The organism is Pseudomonas sp. NPDC089396, assembly GCF_044749545.1.
Lineage (GTDB): Bacteria > Pseudomonadota > Gammaproteobacteria > Pseudomonadales > Pseudomonadaceae > Aquipseudomonas.
Genome location: NZ_JBIVIC010000022.1, coordinates 29,400 through 50,444, shown reverse-complemented (window position 1 = coordinate 50,444; position 21,045 = coordinate 29,400). Strand labels below are relative to the sequence as shown.

Annotated in this window: 22 protein-coding genes, 1 other RNA gene and 1 pseudogene; 10 read left to right on the top strand and 14 right to left on the bottom strand. The window is 62.3% G+C overall.

Features of this window, described 5'->3' with window-relative positions; all coding sequences use genetic code 11:
- Position 1: 1 nt before the first annotated feature.
- Positions 2-556: a YecA family protein gene (locus tag ACIPZB_RS26610; RefSeq protein WP_008099383.1), complete on the bottom strand. Its 555-nt coding sequence runs from the start codon at positions 554-556 to the stop codon at positions 2-4.
- A gap of 182 nt (positions 557-738) precedes the next feature.
- On the opposite strand from ACIPZB_RS26610, the gene ACIPZB_RS26605 reads away from it, so the two are divergent.
- The 4 genes from ACIPZB_RS26605 to ACIPZB_RS26590 all read left to right on the top strand — a co-directional run bounded on the left by ACIPZB_RS26605 (position 739) and on the right by ACIPZB_RS26590 (position 2,100).
- Complete coding sequence (locus ACIPZB_RS26605) at positions 739-921, top strand: TIGR02449 family protein (RefSeq protein ID WP_043274084.1); 183 nt, start codon at positions 739-741, stop codon at positions 919-921.
- Positions 918-1,238 carry a cell division protein ZapA gene (locus ACIPZB_RS26600; protein ID WP_008099387.1) on the top strand — a complete coding sequence of 107 codons (321 nt, stop codon included), beginning with the start codon at positions 918-920 and terminating at the stop codon, positions 1,236-1,238. Before ACIPZB_RS26605 ends, ACIPZB_RS26600 begins: the two co-directional genes overlap by 4 nt.
- 17 nt (positions 1,239-1,255) lie before the next feature.
- Positions 1,256-1,435: non-coding RNA, 6S RNA (gene ssrS / locus ACIPZB_RS26595), on the top strand.
- 56 nt (positions 1,436-1,491) lie between these two features.
- On the top strand, positions 1,492-2,100 hold the full coding sequence (locus tag ACIPZB_RS26590; protein ID WP_400643404.1) for a 5-formyltetrahydrofolate cyclo-ligase: 609 nt from the start codon (positions 1,492-1,494) through the stop codon (positions 2,098-2,100).
- 20 nt (positions 2,101-2,120) lie between these two features.
- Here ACIPZB_RS26590 and ACIPZB_RS26585 read toward each other — a convergent pair whose 3' ends face one another.
- On the bottom strand, positions 2,121-2,270 hold the full coding sequence (locus ACIPZB_RS26585; protein WP_008099392.1) for a hypothetical protein: 150 nt from the start codon (positions 2,268-2,270) through the stop codon (positions 2,121-2,123).
- 176 nt (positions 2,271-2,446) lie between these two features.
- Between ACIPZB_RS26585 and ACIPZB_RS26580 the strand changes: the two genes are divergently transcribed.
- The gene (locus tag ACIPZB_RS26580; protein ID WP_400643403.1) at positions 2,447-2,899 is read left to right on the top strand and encodes an EVE domain-containing protein; all 453 of its coding nucleotides are present in this window, start codon (positions 2,447-2,449) and stop codon (positions 2,897-2,899) included.
- Between the two features lie 164 nt (positions 2,900-3,063).
- Here ACIPZB_RS26580 and ACIPZB_RS26575 read toward each other — a convergent pair whose 3' ends face one another.
- Positions 3,064-3,468, bottom strand: a complete 405-nt coding sequence (locus ACIPZB_RS26575; RefSeq protein WP_008096843.1) for a flagellar basal body-associated protein FliL — start codon at positions 3,466-3,468, stop codon at positions 3,064-3,066.
- Positions 3,469-3,625: 157 nt separating this feature from the next.
- Between ACIPZB_RS26575 and ACIPZB_RS26570 the strand changes: the two genes are divergently transcribed.
- Positions 3,626-4,603 (top strand): NADPH:quinone oxidoreductase family protein, encoded by a 978-nt coding sequence (locus ACIPZB_RS26570; RefSeq protein ID WP_400643402.1) that lies wholly within the window; start codon positions 3,626-3,628, stop codon positions 4,601-4,603.
- 139 nt (positions 4,604-4,742) lie between these two features.
- Here ACIPZB_RS26570 and ACIPZB_RS26565 read toward each other — a convergent pair whose 3' ends face one another.
- The 5 genes from ACIPZB_RS26565 to trxA form a co-directional block, all read right to left on the bottom strand.
- A complete protein-coding gene (locus ACIPZB_RS26565) occupies positions 4,743-5,393 on the bottom strand; it encodes a gamma-glutamylcyclotransferase (RefSeq protein ID WP_400643401.1) in 651 nt (216 codons plus the stop codon).
- A 247-nt stretch (positions 5,394-5,640) separates the two neighbouring features.
- On the bottom strand, positions 5,641-6,609 hold the full coding sequence (locus ACIPZB_RS26560; protein ID WP_400643400.1) for a CDP-6-deoxy-delta-3,4-glucoseen reductase: 969 nt from the start codon (positions 6,607-6,609) through the stop codon (positions 5,641-5,643).
- A complete protein-coding gene (gene ubiD / locus ACIPZB_RS26555; RefSeq protein ID WP_008096851.1) occupies positions 6,609-8,075 on the bottom strand; it encodes a 4-hydroxy-3-polyprenylbenzoate decarboxylase in 1,467 nt (488 codons plus the stop codon). Before ubiD ends, ACIPZB_RS26560 begins: the two co-directional genes overlap by 1 nt.
- Positions 8,076-8,279: 204 nt before the next feature.
- The gene (rho, locus tag ACIPZB_RS26550; protein ID WP_003253661.1) at positions 8,280-9,539 is read right to left on the bottom strand and encodes a transcription termination factor Rho; all 1,260 of its coding nucleotides are present in this window, start codon (positions 9,537-9,539) and stop codon (positions 8,280-8,282) included.
- Between the two features lie 226 nt (positions 9,540-9,765).
- A complete protein-coding gene (trxA, locus tag ACIPZB_RS26545; protein ID WP_008096856.1) occupies positions 9,766-10,095 on the bottom strand; it encodes a thioredoxin TrxA in 330 nt (109 codons plus the stop codon).
- 243 nt (positions 10,096-10,338) lie between these two features.
- Between trxA and ppx the strand changes: the two genes are divergently transcribed.
- On the top strand, positions 10,339-11,841 hold the full coding sequence (ppx, locus tag ACIPZB_RS26540; RefSeq protein WP_400643399.1) for an exopolyphosphatase: 1,503 nt from the start codon (positions 10,339-10,341) through the stop codon (positions 11,839-11,841).
- Here ppx and ppk1 read toward each other — a convergent pair.
- A complete protein-coding gene (ppk1, locus tag ACIPZB_RS26535; protein WP_400643398.1) occupies positions 11,828-14,059 on the bottom strand; it encodes a polyphosphate kinase 1 in 2,232 nt (743 codons plus the stop codon). The genes ppx and ppk1 overlap by 14 nt on opposite strands.
- Positions 14,060-14,275: 216 nt before the next feature.
- On the opposite strand from ppk1, the gene ACIPZB_RS26530 reads away from it, so the two are divergent.
- Positions 14,276-14,920, top strand: coding sequence for a DedA family protein (locus ACIPZB_RS26530; RefSeq protein ID WP_400643397.1), 645 nt, complete (start codon positions 14,276-14,278; stop codon positions 14,918-14,920).
- Between the two features lie 501 nt (positions 14,921-15,421).
- Here the strand turns inward: ACIPZB_RS26530 and ACIPZB_RS26525 are convergent.
- Positions 15,422-16,048 (bottom strand): annotated as a pseudogene (locus tag ACIPZB_RS26525) (sterol desaturase family protein); the annotation flags it as partial.
- A gap of 113 nt (positions 16,049-16,161) precedes the next feature.
- On the opposite strand from ACIPZB_RS26525, the gene elbB reads away from it, so the two are divergent.
- Positions 16,162-16,827, top strand: coding sequence for an isoprenoid biosynthesis glyoxalase ElbB (gene elbB / locus ACIPZB_RS26520; protein ID WP_008096866.1), 666 nt, complete (start codon positions 16,162-16,164; stop codon positions 16,825-16,827).
- Here the strand turns inward: elbB and ACIPZB_RS26515 are convergent, their stop codons facing one another.
- From ACIPZB_RS26515 to ACIPZB_RS26500, 4 genes are all read right to left on the bottom strand, one after another.
- Positions 16,828-17,280 carry a YaiI/YqxD family protein gene (locus tag ACIPZB_RS26515; RefSeq protein ID WP_400643396.1) on the bottom strand — a complete coding sequence of 151 codons (453 nt, stop codon included), beginning with the start codon at positions 17,278-17,280 and terminating at the stop codon, positions 16,828-16,830.
- Between the two features lie 132 nt (positions 17,281-17,412).
- Positions 17,413-19,344, bottom strand: a complete 1,932-nt coding sequence (locus ACIPZB_RS26510) for an FTR1 family protein (protein ID WP_400643395.1) — start codon at positions 19,342-19,344, stop codon at positions 17,413-17,415.
- A 200-nt stretch (positions 19,345-19,544) separates the two neighbouring features.
- Positions 19,545-19,793, bottom strand: coding sequence for a DUF3077 domain-containing protein (locus tag ACIPZB_RS26505; RefSeq protein ID WP_400643394.1), 249 nt, complete (start codon positions 19,791-19,793; stop codon positions 19,545-19,547).
- A 17-nt stretch (positions 19,794-19,810) separates the two neighbouring features.
- A complete protein-coding gene (locus tag ACIPZB_RS26500; RefSeq protein ID WP_400643393.1) occupies positions 19,811-20,026 on the bottom strand; it encodes a hypothetical protein in 216 nt (71 codons plus the stop codon).
- Between the two features lie 513 nt (positions 20,027-20,539).
- Here ACIPZB_RS26500 and ACIPZB_RS26495 point away from each other — a divergent pair.
- Positions 20,540-20,995 carry an REP-associated tyrosine transposase gene (locus ACIPZB_RS26495; RefSeq protein WP_400643392.1) on the top strand — a complete coding sequence of 152 codons (456 nt, stop codon included), beginning with the start codon at positions 20,540-20,542 and terminating at the stop codon, positions 20,993-20,995.
- Positions 20,996-21,045 lie beyond the last annotated feature (50 nt).

Here is a 21,045-nt window from a genome sequence, read left to right as displayed (position 1 = left end):
ATCAGTGCAGCGATGGTTTTGGCGCAGGCGCGGCGGGTGCGGCCAGTTCCGTGAACAGCAGCAGCGGTGCGACGCGCAGGTATTCCATGACTTCCATGTAATCGCTCTCGCCGTCTTCGGACTCTTCCAGGGCTTCCTGGACCTGGGAAATGGCCACCAGGTCCTGGAGCACTTCCTTGGCATCGGTGGACAGGTCCTTGCCGCCGGCGTTCAGCCCGAAGCCGGTGATGAAGCCCTGGCACCATTGGCCCAGCGCCGTGGCGCGGTCGGTCAGCGAGGTTTCGTCGCCCGGCAGCAGCAGGACGATGGCGATGTCTTCGCCGGTAAGCTCGGCTTTGACCATTTCCTGCAGGCCGATCAGGGCTGCGCGGACAGTGTCTTGCGGCTCGTTCTCCAGCACGCCGGCAGCGTCGGCCAGCCAGGAGTCGGGGTCGAAGCCGGCGCCGGCGCAGCTGCGGCCAATCAGCAGGCCATGCAGCTCGGCAGGGGAGACAGGGTGGCCGTTGCTCGAGAGCAGTGCGGCGAATGCAGTGTAGGGCGATTGGGTATTAGGCATGGTCGGCTAGGCGCCAGGCGGCGCATTTGACTAGAATGAAGACCTTGTATCCTAGCATCGGCAGGCGCGCCAAGACCATCGGCACTGGCCCTCGCCGTACAGGGAGAGGCATCATCGCAGGGTGATTCAACGACGGAGCGAATCGAGTGCAACCCACGCAAGAGAACGACCTGCAGGCGCTGATGAGCCGGTTCGAGTTGCTGATCGAACGTGTCGAGCAACTAAAACGGCAAAATGCACTCCTAATAGCTCAGGAAAAATCCTGGCGCGAGGAGCGCGCGCACCTCATCGAAAAGAACGAAATCGCCAAGCGCAAGGTCGAGTCGATGATTTTACGCCTGAAGGCCCTGGAGCAAGACTCATGAGTTCAAGCAATAGCGTCACCGTGCAGATCCTCGACAAGGAATACTCGATCATCTGCCCGCCGGAAGAACGCAACAACCTGGTCAGCGCCGCGCGCTACCTGGATGGCAAGATGCGTGAGATCCGCAGCAGCGGCAAGGTGATTGGCGCCGACCGTATTGCAGTCATGGCCGCGTTGAACATCACCCACGAGATGCTGCACCGCCAGGAAGATCGCACCGACGCTCCCGCTGGCGGCACCACCCGCGAACAGGTACGCGACCTGCTCGATCGCGTCGACAAGGCATTGTCCGACGATGCGGATACCAAAATCGGCTGAGATTGGTATACTGGCGCCACTCCCTGGGGGATGCGCCAGTCGGTTATGTCCCTGAGCCGATACGCACAACCACGGGGGTTGCACGCTGGGGCCGGTGTGCATGTCCGCCCGACGGAAAGCCTTAACGCCCCCTGCAATCTCCACCTTGAACTTTCGGGTTCAAGGGCTACACCGATAGCGGTCTTATCGGGGAGCCTGATTTCCTTTGCCTGCCGGCTCGGCAGGCAATCCGACACCTGGGACCGCCAGTGCCATGACTGAAACTGCGCCGCTTACCCGCCCCCAGCTTCGTCGTCTGCTTCGCAATGCCCGCCGCGCACTCACCCCTGCCCAGCAGCGCCAGGCCTCGCTAGGCCTGTATCGCCAATTGGCCCAGCACCCGCTGTTCCGGCGCGCCCGCCATATCGCCCTGTACCTGCCCAACGACGGTGAAATCGACCCGCAGATACTGCTGCGCGAAGCTCAGCGCCGGGGCAAACGCACGTACCTCCCGGTACTGCACGCCTGGCCGCGCACCCGCATGGTGTTCCAGCGCTTCGAACAGGGTGAAAAACTCAAGCGCAACCGCTTCCGTATTCCCGAACCGATAACCGACCGCAAGCGTCAGCGACCGATCTGGGCACTGGACCTGATCCTGCTGCCGCTGGTTGGCTTCGATGAAGTGGGTGGGCGGCTGGGCATGGGCGGCGGCTTCTACGACCGTAGCCTGGCCTACCAGTCGCGCCGCAAGGCGTGGAAGAAACCCTTGTTGCTGGGGCTGGCCCATGAATGCCAGAAGGTCGAACGACTGGCCCAGGCCAGTTGGGATGTACCTTTGCAGGGCACGGTCTCGGACCGTGGCTGGTACCTGGCGCCGAACTGAGCGGCGTCAGCGGCGGGGGATTAGCGCTGCGGCTGGCCGGCGTCGACCGGGGTCTGGTAGGCAATGTCCAGCTTGCGCTCCAGGATGCCCTGGGCATAACCGGTGGTGACCACGCCAAGGCCAAAGATGAAGACCAGGATCCACAGCAGATCCGGTTTGCGTTGGTTCATCGAAGCATGCCCCCCTAGGCACTGTCAGGCTCGGTGACTTTCTTGGAGTCCCCGGAGCGTCTAGCTTTAAAATCGGCGCATTCTCCGACAACCTGAGTCGACACGCAAACGTTGACGCCAACCGGCTGTCGGTTTCGTGCAACAGGTTATTTCAAACCTTTTCAGGAGCAGTATCCATGGCCTATTGGCTGATGAAATCCGAGCCCGACGAACTGTCGATCGAAGGGTTGGGCCGCCTGGGCGAAGCGCGTTGGGATGGCGTGCGCAACTATCAGGCACGTAATTTCCTGCGGGCCATGAGCGTCGGTGATGCGTTCTTTTTCTACCACTCCAGCTGCCCGCAACCGGGCATTGCCGGAATAGCCCGGATCACAGCAGCGGCTTATCCCGACCCTACCGCGCTGGACCCCGAGAGCCCCTATCACGACGCCAAGGCCACCCCCGAGAAAAACCCGTGGAGCGCGGTGGATGTGGCGCACGTGAAGACGTTCAGGCAGGTGCTGGGGTTGGGGCTGCTCAAGCAGCAGAGTGCGCTGGCGGAGCTGCCGCTGGTGCAGAAGGGGACACGGTTGTCGGTGATGCCGGTCACCGAGGAGCAGTGGGCGGCGATCATTGCACTAAGCAAATGAGCTGCTGGAATTCCAGGCTTGCATACATTCTGTGGGAGCCGGCTTGCCGGCGATAGGGCCTGTACAGACTATCCAGTTTGCCTGCCCCGGCCTCATCGCCGGCAAGCCGGCTCCCACCGCAATTTCCTCAGCTTTTAGAAGCTGTATATTTATTGCGCGTTCGATCACTGCACAATCAGGTTGTTGAACAGCAGATCCTCGACAATCGGCTTGCCCTCTTCCGCCTCCATCACCTGCTGCACCTGCTTCAACGCTTCCTGGCGCAGCTTCTCCTTGGCATCGACGTTGCCCAGGTTATCCACGGATTGCTGGGCAAACAGTGCCACCAGCTGATTGCGAATCAGCGGTTCGTGGTGCTTCACCGCCGCGGCGGCGGTATCGCCAGTCACGCGCAGGGCCACGTCGGCCTTGTACACCCGCAGTCTAGGACCGCCATCGAGGGCGTAGTTGCCGACAAAGGGCGGGCTCAGGCTGATGTAGGAGACCTTGGGCGCTCCCTCTTTGGCTTCCTCGGCCATCGCCGCCGCCGGCAGCATCAGGGCCAGCACCATCAACATCCACGCTTTCACGAATTCGCTCCTCAACACGATTGGCGCCAGCTTACCCAGCACACCTCTGAAACCCAAGCCCGGCCTTATGCCGGGCCATCAAGGCGGGGCATGCTCGTTGACCCGGCAAACGACCCTCCTACACTTATCGGCCACTACACGCAAAGGAATAGCCCCGATGAAAGCTGTGTTGTGCAAAACCCTGGGTCCGGCACGCAACCTGGTTCTGGAAGAGGTGGCCAGCCCGGTGCCGAAGATCAACGAGGTCCTGCTCGACGTCCAGGCAGCCGGGGTCAACTTCCCCGACACCTTGATCATCGAAGGCAAATACCAGTTCCAGCCACCGTTGCCGTTTTCGCCAGGTGGCGAGGCCGCAGGTGTGGTCGCCGCCGTCGGTGACAAGGCCGGGGCCTTCAAGGTGGGTGACCGGGTAATGGCCCTGACCGGTTGGGGAGCATTCGCCGAGCAGGTGGCGGTGCCGTTCTTCAACGTGCTGCCGATCCCCGCGAGCATGGACTTCCCCACCGCTGCCGCCTTCGGCATGACCTATGGGACTTCGATGCATGCGCTCAGCCAGCGTGGCCAGCTTCAGCCCGGGGAAACCCTGCTGGTGCTGGGTGCATCCGGCGGCGTTGGGCTGGCGGCGGTGGAGATCGGCAAGGCGATGGGCGCCAAGGTCATTGCCGCAGCCAGTAGTGCAGAAAAACTTGCCGTGGCCAAGGCGGCGGGCGCCGACGAACTGATCGACTACAGTCAGGCCAGCCTCAAGGACGAAATCAAGCGCCTGACCGGTGGCCAAGGTGTGGATGTGATCTACGACCCGGTCGGTGGCGAGCTGTTCGACCAGGCAGTGCGCGGCCTGGCATGGAATGGCCGGTTGCTGGTGGTCGGGTTTGCCAGCGGGACGATCCCGAAGATGGCGGCAAACCTGGTGCTGCTCAAGGGCGCTGCGGTGCTAGGGGTGTTCTGGGGCGCGTTTGCGCAGCGCCAGCCGCAGGATAACGCGGCCAACTTCAGGCAACTGTTTGCCTGGCATGCCGAGGGCAAGCTCAAGCCACTGGTGTCGAAGACTTATCCACTGGCTGAGGCGGGGGCAGCGATCGAACAGCTGGGGCAGCGTAAGGCTGTGGGTAAGTTGGTGGTGCTGGCCAGGTAAGGCTTTTGGTTGAGGTTGAGGTTGTTCGCACTGGCCCTATCGTTGGCAAGCCGGCTCCCACAGGTTCACCACTGAACTTGAGAGCGGTGAGGTACCTGTGGGAGCCGGCTTGCCGGCGATAGGGCCGGAACAGGCTGAATCAGACCTCGCGCAGGTTATGGCAGCGCCTGAACCGCGCTTCCAGGTTGCGATCCGGCATCTGGTGGCTGCGCAGCGCATTCAATGTCTGTTCGACATAGTCACGGGTGGTGCCATACCGCCCCTGGGCGCTGGCCAGAATCTGGCGGAGCAGGGTATCCGGCAGGTTGCCGGCATAGCACGGCAGATGCCGCTCCAGCACAAAGCCCAAAGCCTGCACCTTGCTTCCATCACTCAGCCGGCAACTGAGCCAATGCGGCCGATAGGCCGGGTACGGCATCTCTCGCTGCCACAGGGCCATCAGCGACTCGTCCAGATTGCTTTCATCGAGACGATAGGCAAACCCGCTGCAGGAACCACCGCGATCCAGGCCAAATACCAGGCCCGGCGTCTCGGGTGTGCCACGATGCTCGTGCGACCACAGGTAAAGCCCACGGTGATAACCATGCACTCGCGCTCGCTGACGCTCCACGGAATTGCACTCCGGGCGCCAGATCAGCGAACCATAAGCGAACAACCACACCGGCCCACCCTGATGCCGAGACATGGTCGACTGCATGGAATTGAACAGTTGCTCATGAGTCAGTTGTTGGCCGAAATCGAGCGCCGGAGGGTATGAAACTTCCCAGGATAAACTTTCAAGTGCCGACATAAGCTGCCGCCATTAATCCCCGTGAACTGTGCATGGAGCGAGAACCGCTGCGTGGCGGGGCTTGCGCCGCCACATCATGGGTGCATGCATTTACCTTAGGATACAAACACGCCAGTGCTCAAGCCCTGCACGCAAAGTTTTAGGCAAACTTCCGACGATTGGAGAGCATTGTTCCAAGTTGCGCGATAGTTATTGGTCAAGGCGGTAATAATTACCGCCTTATACCCACTAACAAGAACTTCGGTTATTAAGCGCGTGGCGCGTAGGCAAACACATCGGCGCGCATTCGATGCGCATCCATGCCCTTCTCCACCAGCGCATCCAGGGTGGCGTAGACCATGTTGGGCGAACCGCTGGCATAGACGTGAACAGCGTTGAGGTCCGCGACGTCTTCGCAAACCGCCTCGTGCAACAGGCCGCAACGGCCTTCCCAGCCACACAGGTCGCTGACCACCCTGTGCAGGAACAGATTCGGCAGGCGCTGCCATTCGTCCCAGTGTTCGATGGTGTAGAAGTCCTCGGGACGGCGCACGCCCCAGTAGAGGTGCACCGGGTACTTGAAGCCCTGGGCGCGGCAGTGCTCGACCAGGCTGTGCATCTGCCCCATGCCAGTGCCCGCAGCAATCAGCACCAGCGGCCCCTCGGGCAACTCGGCCAGGTGCGCGTCACCGAATGGCATCTCGATGCGGGCAATGCCATCACGCTTCAACTGCGCCAGCAGCTGCTGGGCGCTGTCTTCGCGGCACAGCACGTGCAGCTCCAGGTCACGCCCGCCATGGGGCGCCGAGGCCAGGGAGAAGGCGGCCTGCTTGCCGCCCTCGCGCTCGATCATCAGATACTGCCCGGCGTGATAGCGCGGTGGCTTGCCCGCAGGCGCGCGCAGGCGCACGCGCCAGACATCGCCGCCAACCTCGACGCACTCGGTGACGCTGCACGCCAGCTTGCGCACCGGCAGTTCACCCAGGGCCAGCACACCATCCCAGAGCAAGACGCAGTCCTCCAGCGGTTCGGCAATGCAGGTGAACAGCTCGCCGTGGTCACGGACCTCACCTTCCTGACGAACACGGCCTTCGACCAACAACGCGGCGCAGACATGGCAGTTGCCATTGCGGCAGCTGCTCGGGCAGTCATAGCCCAGCCGCCGCGCACCTTCCAGGATCCGTTCCCCGGGTTCGAGCGCCAGCACCGCCCCGGACGGCTGCAACGTTACCTGCATCAATCTATTCCCAACTGATCCCACAGCTCATCGATACGGCGGGTGACGGCCTCGTCCTTGACGATGACCCGGCCCCATTCGCGTGTAGTCTCGCCCGGCCACTTGTGCGTGGCGTCCAGGCCCATCTTCGACCCCAGCCCCGATACCGGCGACGCGAAGTCCAGGTAGTCGATCGGCGTGTTGTCGATCATCACCGTATCACGCTTGGGATCCATGCGCGTGGTGATGGCCCAGATCACATCGTTCCAGTCGCGGGCGTTGATATCGTCATCGGTAACGATAACGAACTTCGTGTACATGAACTGTCTCAGGAACGACCACACACCCAGCATCACGCGCTTGGCGTGGCCTGGGTACTGCTTCTTGATGGTCACCACCGCCATGCGGTAGGAACAACCTTCCGGCGGCAGGTAGAAATCGACGATTTCCGGGAACTGCTTCTGCAGGATCGGCACGAACACTTCGTTCAGCGCTACGCCGAGGATCGCCGGCTCATCTGGCGGTCGCCCGGTGTAGGTGCTGTGGTAGATCGGCTTTTGCCGATGGGTGATGCGCTCGACAGTGAACACCGGGAAGCTGTCCACTTCATTGTAGTAGCCGGTGTGGTCGCCATACGGGCCTTCGGGTGCCATTTCGCCTGGGTGAATCACGCCTTCGAGGATGATTTCAGCGGTGGCAGGGACCTGCAGGTTGCTGCCACGGCACTTGACCAGCTCGGTGCGGTTGCCGCGCAGCAGGCCGGCGAAAGCGTATTCGGACAGGGTATCGGGCACGGGCGTCACCGCACCGAGGATGGTCGCTGGGTCAGCGCCCAGGGCCACGGCGACCGGGAATGGCTGACCCGGATGCTTCTCGCACCATTCGCGGTAATCCAGCGCGCCGCCGCGGTGGCTCAGCCAGCGCATGATGACCTTGTTGCGACCGATCACCTGCTGGCGATAGATGCCCAGGTTCTGGCGGTCCTTGTTCGGGCCACGGGTGACAGTGAGGCCCCAGGTGATCAGCGGCGCCACGTCGCCCGGCCAGCAGTGCTGGATCGGCAGCTGGCCAAGGTCGACGTCATCGCCCTCGACCACGATTTCCTGGCACACCGCGTCCTTGACCACCTTCGGCGCCATCGACACGACCTTCTTGAAGATCGGCAGCTTGGACCAGGCGTCCTTCAAACCTTTCGGCGGCTCTGGCTCCTTGAGGAAGGCCAGCAACTTGCCGATTTCACGCAATTCATCGACCGACTCGGCGCCCATGCCCATGGCCACCCGCTCCGGGGTGCCGAACAGGTTGCCCAGTACCGGAATGTCGAAGCCCGTGGGCTTTTCGAACAGCAACGCCGGGCCCTTGGCGCGCAGCGTGCGGTCGCAGACCTCGGTCATTTCCAGAACGGGGGAAATCGGAACCTGGATGCGCTTGAGTTCGCCGCGCTGCTCCAGGCCACGGATGAAGTCGCGCAAATCGCGATACTGCATGCATGTGCCTCGTGTTGGCCGTATCGGTCGGGGTGCAGAGTGTAGCGCCGTTCAGGGCTTTATTGGGGGCAAAAATGATTTGGGGCCGCTTCGCGTCCCATCGCCGGCAAGCCGGCTCCCACAAAGATCACCAGGAACCCTGTGGGAGCCGGCTTGCCGGCGATGGGCTGCGAAGCAGCCCCAATCAATTCCAGTCGGAAGCGCTTACTTGCGCTTCATGGACAGGAAGAACTCGTCGTTGGTCTTGGTCTGCTTGAGCTTGTCGACCAGGAACTCGATGGCGGCGATCTCGTCCATCGGGTGCAGCAGCTTGCGCAGAATCCACATGCGCTGCAGTTCGTCATCAGCGGTCAGCAGCTCTTCGCGGCGGGTGCCGGAGCGGTTGATGTTGATGGCCGGGAACACGCGTTTTTCAGCGATGCGACGGTCCAGGGGCAGCTCCATGTTGCCGGTACCCTTGAACTCTTCGTAGATCACTTCGTCCATCTTCGAGCCGGTTTCCACCAGCGCAGTGGCGATGATGGTCAGCGAACCGCCTTCCTCGATGTTACGCGCGGCGCCGAAGAAGCGCTTCGGCTTCTCCAGGGCGTGGGCGTCGACACCACCGGTCAGTACCTTGCCGGAGCTCGGGATCACGGTGTTGTAGGCACGCGCCAGACGGGTGATGGAGTCGAGCAGGATGACCACGTCCTTCTTGTGCTCGACCAGGCGCTTGGCCTTCTCGATGACCATCTCGGCAACCTGCACGTGGCGGGTCGGCGGCTCGTCGAAGGTCGAGGCGACCACTTCGCCACGCACGGTGCGCTGCATTTCGGTCACTTCTTCCGGGCGCTCGTCGATCAGCAGAACGATCAGGTGGCACTCGGGGTTGTTACGGGTGATGTTCGCCGCGATGTTCTGCAGCATGATCGTTTTACCCGCTTTCGGCGGGGCGACGATCAGGCCACGCTGGCCTTTGCCGATCGGTGCGCACAGGTCGATGACGCGACCGGTCAAGTCTTCAGTGGAGCCGTTACCGGCTTCCATCTTCAGGCGCTTGTTCGGGAACAGCGGCGTCAGGTTTTCGAACAGGATCTTGTTCTTCGCGTTTTCCGGGCGGTCGAAGTTGATGGTATCGACCTTCAGCAGGGCGAAGTAACGCTCCCCTTCCTTCGGTGGGCGGATCTTGCCGACGATGGTGTCGCCAGTACGCAGGTTGAAGCGGCGGATCTGGCTGGGCGAGACATAGATATCGTCGGGGCCGGCCAGGTAGGACGCATCAGCAGAACGCAGGAAACCGAAACCATCCTGGAGAATCTCCAGCACGCCGTCACCCGAGATCTCTTCGCCGCTCTTCGCATGCTTTTTCAGCAGGGCGAAAATCACGTCCTGTTTGCGCGAACGGGCCATGTTTTCGATGCCCATCTGTTCGGCCATTTCCAAAAGATCGGTAATCGGCTTTTGCTTGAGTTCAGTCAGGTTCATAAGGGGAATGACGTAATCATGTAAGGAAGGGAGAATTAAGCGTTGGCTTAATGAGGCCGCGCCGCTAGATGGCGACAGGATCGCGTACTGATTCGAATTAGGGATGCTTCGGCGACGGCATGCAGAGGGCACTGGAGAAGCAGTGCGAGGTCGAATGTAACACTTGCTTTTTTCGACGTCTAGTGGGTTAAAAAAGAAAGCCCCGCATTTGCGGGGCTTTTTCACATCACAGGTGGGCGTCGAGGAACGCGGCCAGCTGCGACTTGGACAGGGCGCCGACCTTGGTGGCCTCGACGTTGCCGTTCTTGAACAGCATCAGCGTCGGGATGCCACGCACGCCGTGCTTGGCCGGGGTTTCCTGGTTGTCGTCGATGTTCAGCTTGGCGACGGTCAGTTTGCCCTCGTAGGTGGAGGCGATGTCGTCCAGTACTGGCGCGATCATCTTGCATGGGCCGCACCATTCAGCCCAGTAGTCGACCAGCACCGGGCCTTGAGCCTGCAGGACTTCGGTCTCGAAGGTGGCGTCGGTGACGTGTTTGATCAGATCGCTGCTCATGGATATCTCCAGGGTCGTAAGCAAAAAACGTGGCCCATGATAGCCGCACCCAGGCCCTACAGGAAGTCACGGACGATTGAGTGTAACTATAGTTGTGCAAGACGCCTCGAATCGAAACCGTCACACAAGTGTCATAGCATCGAATGGCACATTGCCTTGCATCAACCCTTGGCGTACCGCGCGTTGGCGACAGCCAAGGATCGTGGCACGATTGCCGGGTTAACGACCGAGAACACTCAGATCATGCCGCATACTACAGCGAAGAACCTGTCTCTGATCGCCGCCATCGACCTTGGCTCCAACAGTTTTCACATGGTCGTGGCCAAGGCCCACCACACCGAGATACGGATTCTCGAGCGCCTCGGCGAAAAGGTTCAGCTGGCCGCCGGCATCGACGAATCGCGCATGCTCAGCGAAGAAGCCATGGAACGGGGGCTCGAGTGCCTCAAGCGCTTTGCCCAGCTGATCAACGGCATGCCCGCAGGCGCTGTGCGCATCGTCGGCACCAACGCCCTGCGCGAAGCGCGTAACCGCAACGAATTCATCCAGCGCGCCGAAGCCATCCTGGGTCACCCCGTGGAAGTGATTTCCGGCCGTGAAGAAGCGCGCCTGATCTACCTGGGCGTCTCCCACACCCTGGCCGACACTCCGGGCAAGCGCCTGGTCGCCGACATTGGTGGCGGCAGTACAGAGTTCATCATCGGCCAGCACTTCGAGCCGCTGCTGCGCGAAAGCCTGCAGATGGGCTGCGTCAGCTTCACCCAGCGCTACTTCCGCGATGGCAAGATCACCCCGGCGCGCTACGCCCAGGCCTACACCGCCGCGCGCCTTGAGCTGATGAGCATCGAGAACGCCCTGCACCGCCTGACCTGGGATGAAGCCATCGGCTCGTCCGGGACCATCCGCGCCATTGGCGCCGCGATCAAGGCCGGCGGCCTGGGCAATGGCGAGGTCACAGCCGAAGGCCTGGCCTGGGTCAAGCGCAAGCTGTTCAAGCTCGGCGAGGTCGACAAGATCGACTTCGACGGCATCAAGCCGGACCGTCGCACCATCTTCCCGGCCGGCCTGGCGATTCTCGAAGCGATCTTCGACGCGCTGGAACTGCAGCGCATGGACCACTGCGACGGCGCCCTGCGCGAAGGTGTGCTGTTCGACCTGCTCGGCCGCCATCACCACGAAGACGTGCGCGAACGCACCTTGAACTCGCTGATGGAGCGCTACCACGTCGACCAGGGCCAGGCCGCGCGCGTCGAGCGCAAGGCCTTGCACGCTTTCGACCAGGTGGCCAAGGCGTGGAATCTTGAAGAAGGTAACTGGCGCGATCTGCTGGGTTGGTCGGCGAAAATCCACGAAATCGGCCTGGATATTGCCCATTACCACTACCACAAGCACGGCGCCTACCTGATCGAGCACTCCGACCTGGCAGGCTTTTCCCGCGAAGACCAGCAGATGATGGCCCTGCTGGTGCGTGGCCACCGCCGCAATATTCCCAAGGACAGGTTCGCCGACCTGGGTGATGAAGGCGTGAAACTGCTGCGCCTGTGCGTGCTGCTGCGTTTCGCCATCCTGTTCCACCACATCCGTGGCACCCAAGAGATGCCCAAGGTGCAGCTTCTGGCGGCCGACAACAGCCTCGACGTCGCCTTCCCGGAAGGCTGGCTGGAGCAGAACCAACTGACCCAGGCCGACTTCGCCAACGAGGCGGAGTGGCTGACCCGGGTCAATTTCGTCCTCAGCGTACGTTGAGGACCGGCAGGCTCAGGCGCTCCAGCAAGGTCGCCTGAGCACTGCGCGGGTTCTGGTTGCCGGTCGGGCTGCTGCGCACGTAGCGCCCGTCTGGCTGCAGGGTCCAGGCATGGGTGTTGTCGGTCAGGTAGCCTTCAAGCTCCTTCTTCACCCGCAGCAACAGCTTCTTGCCTTCCACGGGGAAGCAAGTCTCGACGCGCTTGTCGAGGTTGCGCTCCATCCAGTCGGCGCTGGACAGGTAGATCTGCTCTTCGCCGCCATTGAGGAAGTAGAACACCCGCGTGTGCTCCAGGAACCGGCCGATGATCGAGCGCACCTGAATGTTGTGCGACACCCCCGGGATACCGGGACGCAGGCAGCACATGCCGCGCACCACCAGGTCAATCTTCACCCCCGACTGACTGGCCTTGTACAGGGCCTTGATGATCTTGGCATCGGTCAGCGAGTTGAACTTGCCGATGATATGCGCAGGCTTGCCTTCCAGGGCGAACTGGGTCTCCCGGGCGATCATGTCGAGCATGCCCTTCTTCAGGGTGAACGGCGCGTGCAGCAGCTTCTTCATGCGCAGCGTCTTGCCCATCCCGATCAGCTGGCTGAACAGCTTGCCGACGTCCTCGGTGAGGGCGTCGTCGGAGGTCAGCAGGCTGTAGTCGGTGTACAGGCGGGCGTTGCCGGCGTGGTAGTTGCCGGTGCCCAGGTGCGCATAGCGGACGATCTCGCCTTGTTCACGGCGCAGGATCAGCATCATCTTGGCGTGGGTCTTGAAGCCGACCACACCGTAGATCACCACCGCGCCGGCAGCTTGCAGGCGGCTGGCCATCTGCAGGTTCGACTCTTCGTCGAACCGCGCACGCAGCTCGATCACTGCGGTGACTTCCTTGCCGTTACGCGCCGCGTCCACCAGGGCGTCGACGATCTCCGAGTTGGCGCCGGAGCGGTACAGGGTCTGGCGCACGGCAAGCACGTGCGGGTCCTTGGCGGCCTGGCGCAGCAGGTCGATCACCGGGGTGAAGGACTCGAACGGGTGCATCAGCAGGATGTCCTGCTTGCTGATCACGCTGAAGATGTTGTCGGCATTCACCAACAGCTTGGGGATCGCCGGGGTGAACGGCGTGTACTGCAGCTCCGGGTGGCTATCGAGCCCGGTGATGCTGAACAGGCGGGTCAGGTTGACCGGGCCGTTGACCTGGTACAGCTCGCTCTCGCTCAGGCTGAACTGCTTGAGCAGGTAATCGGACAGGTGTTTCGGGCAGGTGTCGGCCACTTCCAGGCGCACGGCGTCGCCGTAACGGCGCGAGAACAGTTCGCCGCGCAGGGCCCGGGCAAGGTCGTCGACCTCTTCGGAATCCAGCGACAGGTCGGCGTTACGGGTCAGGCGGAACTGGTAGCAACCCTTGACCTTCATGCCTTGGAACAGGTCGTCGGCGTGGGCGTGGATCATCGACGACAGGAACACGTAGTTGTCGCCGGCGCCGCCTACCTCTTCCGGCACGCGGATGACCCGTGGCAGCAAACGCGGCGCCGGGATGATCGCCAGGCCCGAATCGCGGCCGAAGGCGTCGACACCTTCAAGCTCGACGATGAAGTTGAGGCTCTTGTTCACCAGCAACGGGAACGGGTGGGTCGGGTCGAGGCCGATCGGCGTGATGATCGGTGCAATCTCGTCGCGGAAGTAGCGGCGCACCCAGGTCTTGAGCTTGGGAGTCCAGTAACGACGACGGATGAAGCGAATGGCGTGTTTTTCCAGCTCCGGCAGCAGCACGTCGTTGAGGATCGCGTACTGACGCTCCACTTCGATGTGCACCAGTTCGCTGATGCGTGCCAGCGCCTGGTGCGGCTGCAGGCCATCGGCGCCCGCCTGTTCACGGGCAAACGTGATCTGCTTCTTCAGACCCGCCACACGGATCTCGAAGAACTCGTCCAGGTTGCTGGAGAAGATCAGCAGGAACTTCAGGCGCTCGAGCAGTGGATAGGATTCATCCAGTGCCTGCTCCAGCACGCGAATGTTGAACTGCAGCTGCGACAGTTCGCGATGAATGTACAGGCTGCTGTCGTCCAGGTTCGGAACGGCGATGGCAGGGGTCGGCGCAGGGGCAGGCACAACCGCCTCGACCACGGGCTCCGGGGCCTCGGGCAGGTCTGGCGGGGTCTGCACCATTTCTTCGGGGACGGCCTGGGCATCCTTGATCGCGACAGGGGTTAGCACTTCATTATTCATCTGGACGTTCCTGGAGGACGTTAACGCCCTATCATCAATTGAGCGGGACGATAAGCGGCCATTATGACGCCTGTGTTACACCTTGAGGCAAGCCCATGACTTGCGGCCGAAGGCATTGTCCGTGTAGGAATTGTTCACGTCGAGACACATTTGGACACTTTCACGAAAGCGCGCGAAGGGGTAGGCTGCGCGTTCATTTCGCCAGCACCTCAGAAAATGCTTCAACAATTCCTGCAGGATTTCGGCTACTTTGCCCTTTTTCTCGGCACCTTCTTCGAAGGCGAGACCATCCTGGTGCTTGCAGGATTCCTCGCGTTCCGCGGCTACATGGATATCAGCCTGGTGGTGGTCGTAGCGTTCTTCGGCAGTTATGCCGGCGACCAGCTGTGGTACTTCATGGGCCGTCGCCACGGCCGCGCCATCCTCGCGCGCAGACCGCGCTGGCAGGCCATGGGCGACCGAGCGCTGGAGCACATCCGCCGCCACCCGGACATCTGGGTGCTGAGTTTTCGCTTCGTCTACGGCCTGCGCACGGTGATGCCCGTGGCCATTGGCCTGTCCGGCTACCCACCACGGCGCTATCTACTGCTCAACGGTATCGGTGCGGCCGTCTGGGCCTTGGCCTTGGGCGCGGCCGCGTACCACTTCGGCGCCATCCTCGAAGGCATGCTGGGCAACGTGAAGAAGTACGAGCTATGGGTGCTCGGCGGCCTGTTGCTGCTGGGTGCCCTGCTCTGGTTGCGCCGGCGCTTCCGCACCCTGCGCGCGGAGCGCAAAGCGGCGGCAGCAGGCCAGAGCCCAAAGGCTGAAAAGGCTGTAAGCCCCGAGCAGGAACCACGCCAGGGGCGTGACCAGCACTAAGCCAGACACGCCGGCCAGGTACAACGCCGGCGCATTCGACAGCAGGCGCGCCAGCTCCAGGCGCACTGCCCACGGCCGGTTCTCCAGGGCCGCACCCAGCACGAACAGGCCAAACGCCGTCACCGACCAGCCCAGCACCAGCGCGGCGCTCGACACCTGCTCGGCAACGTCCATCAAGTAACTGCCCAACGCCACGTAAGCCACGAACTGTGCGGCCACGTACACCTGCTGCGCGCGCCCCAAGGCAATCTCGAACTTTCGGAACAAGGCCAGGTTCTGCTTGGCCTGTGGATAACGCCCAGCGACATCCGCCGGGCGCCAACCGGTGGGCATGAACCAGATACGCAGTTTGTCCCGCAAGCGTCGGGTGCGCCGGGCATCGTCCCAGAGCTGTGCATAGAACTGCAGGTTGGCCCACAGCGGGTTCCAGCTCGCCAGCGGCGTGGTCACGCCAAACACCACCGGCTCGGCCGGATCCTCTTCCTTGAAGGTGCCAAACAGGCGATCCCAGAGAATGAACACCCCGCCGTAGTTGCGATCCAAGTAAGCAGGATTCTGCGCATGGTGGACGCGATGGTTGGACGGTGTGATCAGCACCCACTCAAGCCAGCCCAGCTTGGGAATATGGCGCGTATGTACCCAGAACTGGTACAGCAGGTTCAGCGACGCCACCGTGATGAACACCACCGGCGGCACGCCGATCAGCGCCAGCGGCAGGTAGAAGATCCACGAGAAGATGAAGCCGCTGCTGGTCTGGCGCAGGGCGGTGGTGAGGTTGTATTCCTCACTCTGGTGATGCACCGAATGAGCAGCCCAGAGCACATTGCGCTCATGCCCCAGGCGGTGCAGCCAGTAATAGCAAAGGTCATACAGCACGAACGCCAGCAGCCACACCCACCAGGCCTGCTCCGGCAAACGCAGAAGCGCCAGGTGCTCCCAGGCCAGTGCATAGGTCAGCAGCCCTACGCCTTTGGTCAACAGCCCCGTGCTGGTGGATAACACCCCCGTGCTCAAGCTGTTGATCGAATCGGCAACGGTGAAATTGCGCTGTCCGCGGACACGGTCGGCGATCAGCTCTACCGCTATCAGCACGAAGAAGAACGGCACGGCCAGCAGAATAAGGTCCATGGAGGGTAGCCTCGAAGGTTATCCACTGAGATTAGGATGCGCCCGCGCGAATCCCTATGGCCACATCTGCCAAACTAGAGGACATTTAGTGCCTCGAAAATGGAGTAATGAGCATGACAAAAAAAGTCGCGGTGATTCTTTCCGGCTGTGGCGTGTACGACGGCGCCGAAATCCATGAAAGCGTGATCACCCTGCTGCGCCTCGACCAGCGCGGTGCACAGGTACAGTGCTTTGCGCCGAATATCGCGCAGCTGCATGTGATCGACCACCTGACCGGTGAAGAGATGCCTGAGTCGCGCAACGTGCTGGTGGAGTCGGCGCGCATTGCCCGTGGCGAGGTGAAGGACATCCGTGAAGCCAGGGCTGAAGACTTCGATGCGCTGATCGTGCCCGGTGGTTTCGGCGCGGCGAAAAACCTGTCGAGCTTCGCCGTGGATGGCGCCAAGTGCACCGTGAACCCGGATGTGCTGGCCTTGGCCGAAGCCTTTGCCGTGGCCTGCAAGCCGGTCGGCCTGATCTGCATTTCGCCAGCGCTGGCGGCGAAGATCTATGGCCCGGGCGTGGTCTGCACCATTGGCAACGATGCCGGGACCGCTGCCGCCATGGTCAAGATGGGTGCAACCCATGAAGAATGTGATGTGCATGACATTGTCGAAGACACCCAGCGCAAGCTGGTGACCACCCCCGCCTACATGGTCGCCAAGTCGATCAGTGAAGCGGCCGGTGGCATCTACAAGCTGGTGGACCGAGTGCTGGAGCTGACCCACGAGGGTGAGTGATCAGCCATTGGCCAGGCGGGTCAGGATACGATCCAGCGCATTGGCGAACGCCTGTTTCTCGCGTTCGCCATAGGGCGCCTGCCCGCCCCCGACCTGCCCCTGCTCGCGCAGTTCGGTGAACAGGTTGCGCACCGCCAGACGCTCGCCCATGTTGCGCTCGTCGAATTCGCGCCCACGCGGGTCCAGCGCAGCCACGCCCTTCTTGATCAAGCGGTCGGCCAGCGGAACGTCACTGCAGATCACCAGCTCGCCGGGCACGGCGTGCTCGACCAGGTAATCGTCGGCAGCGTCCATGCCGCTGGGCACCACGATCAGCCTCACCACGGCGAAGGCGGGCTTGGCCACGGCCTGGCCGGCCACCATGATGACCTCCAGCTTGCGCTTGAGGGCGAATTTGACGATCAGGTCCTTGGCTGCCTTGGGGCAGGCGTCGGCGTCGATCCATATGCGCATGTAGCAATTCTCTCTCTAAATCTGCACTGGCCCTATCGCCGGCAAGCCGGCTCCCACAGGGACCGCATTGCCCTTGAGGCATGCATTGAACCTGTGGGAGCCGGCTTGCCGGCGATAGGCCGCATAACGGCCTCAGCTTGCAGCAGCCCGCCGCTTCTCGGCCAGGCGACTACGCCCATAGAGCACCAAAATAGCCAGCAACGCCACCGCCTGTGCCGCCAGCGAATACGCATCGGCATGAATCCCCAGCCAGTCGAACTCGAAGAACGCCACCGGCCGCGTGCCCAGTACGCCCGCCTCCTGCAACGCCTTCACGCCATGCCCGGCGAACACCACCGACAGCGCACACAGCAAGGCCGCGTTAATGCTGAAGAACAGCGCCAGCGGCAGTTTCGCCGAGCCGCGCAAAATCACCCAGGCCAACCCGACCAGCAGCACCAGCGCCGTGGCCCCCCCGGCCAGCACCGCTTGATGCCCGGCAGGGCCGGCCTGCAGCCACAGGGTTTCATAGAACAGGATCACCTCGAACAGCTCGCGGTACACCGAGAAGAACGCCAGCACGGCAAAGCCGAAGCGCCCGCCCCCGCTGACCAGGCTGCTCTTGATGTAGTCCTGCCAGGCCGCGGCGTGACGGCGGTCGTGCATCCATACGCCCAACCACAGCACCATCACCGACGCGAACAGCGCCGTGCAGCCTTCGAGCAGTTCACGCTGGGCGCCACCGACGTCGATCACATAGGCCGCCAGCGCCCAGGTGCCGAAGCCTGCGACCAGCGCCAGGCCCCAGCCGACATTGACGCTGCGCACCGCCGACTGCTGGCCGGTGTTACGCAGGAAGGCCAGGATCGCGGCCAGCACCAGGATGGCTTCAAGACCCTCGCGCAGCAGGATCAACAAGCCGGAAATGTAGCTCAGCGACCAGCTCAGGCCATCGCTGCCCAGCAGCTTGGAGGCTTGGTCAAGCTTGACCTTGGCTTCGGCCAGGCGCTGTTCGGCCTGGGCGACCGGCAAGCCGTCCTGCAGTGACTGGCGGTAGGCCATCAAGGACTTTTCGGTGTCCTTGCGCGCCTGGGTGTCGATGTTGTCCAGCGAGCTTTCCACCAGTTCGAAGCCTTCCAGGTAAGCGGCTACCGAGAGGTCGTAGGCCTGGTCGTGATCGCCTGCGCGGTAGGCGGCCAGGCTCTTCTCCAGGGTGCTGGCGGTGTATTCGAGCAGCTGCGCCGGGCCCCGCTTGACCTGCGGCGGCTGGGCACGCTGGGCACGGAATGCCGGTACGGCTGCGGCGCCTTCGTTGGCAGCGACTTCGGCCGGGGTCTGCCGGGCCAAGTCGGCCAGGTTCCAGGTCTTGTCGCCCTTGGCCGCCTGCGGGTCGGCGGTGAAGCTGGCGATGTAGGCGGCCACGTCCCACCGCTGGCGGTCATCGAGCTGGTCGGCGAAAGACGGCATCTCGGTGCCGTCAATGCCCAGGTTGATCGTGTTGTAGAGGTCGAACAGGCTGAGCTGGTCCAGGCGCTCGGTCTTGCGCAGGTCGGCCGGTGCGGGCTCCAGGCCCACGCCTGCCGGACCATCGCCCGCGCCGGTGTCACCGTGGCAGATCGAGCAATTTTGCGCATACAGCGAAGCGCCACGGGCCGGGTCCGGGGTGATCACCGGGGCCTGGCTGACTTCATAGGCTACCGCCAGTCGCGCGCCCAGCTGGCGAGCCTGCTTGGCGACTGCGGCACCGTCCTGACGTTGGTCGATGGCCTGGCGCAGCGCTTGGACGCCCTGCTCCAAGGCGTTTTGCTCGGCATTGGCTGGCAGCCCTTTGACCAGGTCGGCCAATACCGCGCTGAACTCTTGTTGCTCGCGGTATTCGCCGCTGTCGATCACCTTGCCGTCGCGCACGGTCGCCGGGTAGTCGGCGCCGATGTAATCGAGCAGGTGCAGGGCCTTGCCGGCCTCGGCAGGGGATTCGGCCAGCACCACGGTGCTGCACAGCGCCAGCAGGGGCCATAGCAACCAGGCTAGCAGACGGGAACGGGAATTCATGGCCAATCTCGAAGGAAATACGAAAGAGAACATTGTTCACTTCCACTCAGGTTCCCTCAAGGTTTGTGGGCGGATTTCATGAAAAATCTTGAGACAAATGCTTGGCGAGGGCTTCGCCCTCGATCGCCGGCAAGCCGGCTCCCACAGGTACCCCGCCGTTTCAGATCCAGCGGGGTACCTGTGGGAGCCGGCTTGCCGGCGATGGGCCGCGCAGCGGCCCCGGTGCTCAAGGCCTATTGAAGAACCTTGTTCAATCCCAGCTCCAGATCATCGATCAAGGCCTTGGCCATCTCACTGAGAATCCGCGCCGCACTACCGGCGACGCGGTCATTTTCCATCTCCGCTTCGGTGGTGAGGTGGCGGATGCAGCCGAGCAGCACCGACAGCTGCGAGAAGGCATGACCGAAGGGAACATCAGGTTTCAGGGTGAACAGGTCGAAAGTTTCAACACCTGCCGTTGAAGCGTCGCGTGGCTCATTCACGGGCTTCGCTCCTGTTCTCAAGTGCTTTGAGGCCAGGGTGATCCATGACGGCGTTGAGCACGGCGCAGGCCTGGAGGGCTGTCGATAAGCACATTGGCGGTTTGGACGAGGGTGAGGGTCAGTGCGCTCACCAGCAGATCGCGGTCCATCGGGGTGGGCGGAGTTGCGAGGGTAACGGCAGGCACATTGAGTGCGAGAAGGTAGGCGGGTGGATCAGGGACGAGCTTTTTCATGGCGGATCTCCTGTACTGGAAATGTTCTGCCTTCCTCCTCGTCTCACGGATTTGGGTGGCAGTCGTGCATGGGGTGAGACCCGGGGTACAGGAACCCGGCCAGACCGAAGCCTGCCCACGCACGACCGCCATTGAGCGGTGCTACCTGTAACCAGCCGGGTGTCTCACGCCCGATCGCCTTGCGAGGCGACCCCAGGACAGTATTCCGGGAACACTTTCCAGCCAAGACAGCACCTTCCGACAGGTGCCGTAGGATAATTCGACAGAGAACCAGAACTGAAGCATATGGTTTCAGATTCGGAAATGCCCTACGCACCTGACGAGGGCTTCGCCCTCGATCGCCGGCAAGCCGGCTCCCACAGGGTCAGCGCAGCCCTGAAGCTCTGCGCAATTCCTGTGGGAGCCGGCTTGCCGGCGATGGGGGCACCGCTGTAACACCAGGTACCAATTGAACCGAACCTGGCAGATCCATCATTACTAGCCTGATGAGCTAACCATCAGGAGGCAGGGAACATGGAACGTCCCCATTCAAATCAGCTGAGAATTGGCCGGTTCTCAGAAAGGAATCGGCTGTATCTCCTCACCAGCACCACATTGCACAGAGCCCCGGTACTGAGTGGATTTCACTCGGCTCGCCTGCTGGTCCGCGAGTTTCGCCAGGCCGAACTGGAAGGTGCCGCCCGATCATTAGCTTGGGTGGTGATGCCTGATCATTTCCACTGGTTGATCGAGCTGGGGCCGGTGAGCCTGAAAACCCTCATGCGCCGAGTGAAGTCGCGAAGTACCTGCGTGATCAACCATCATCTAGGGCGATATGGGAGGCTTTGGCAGAAGGGGTTTCATGACCGGGTTTTGCGGCGCGAAGAGGATGTGCAGGATGTGGCGCGGTATATCGTCTTGAACCCGAAACGGGCGGGTTTGGTTGATCGGGTGGGGGATTATCCGCATTGGGATGCGATCTGGCTTTGATCTAGGTGCTGTCTGTCAGGGCCTCATCGCCGGCAAGCCGGCTCCCACAG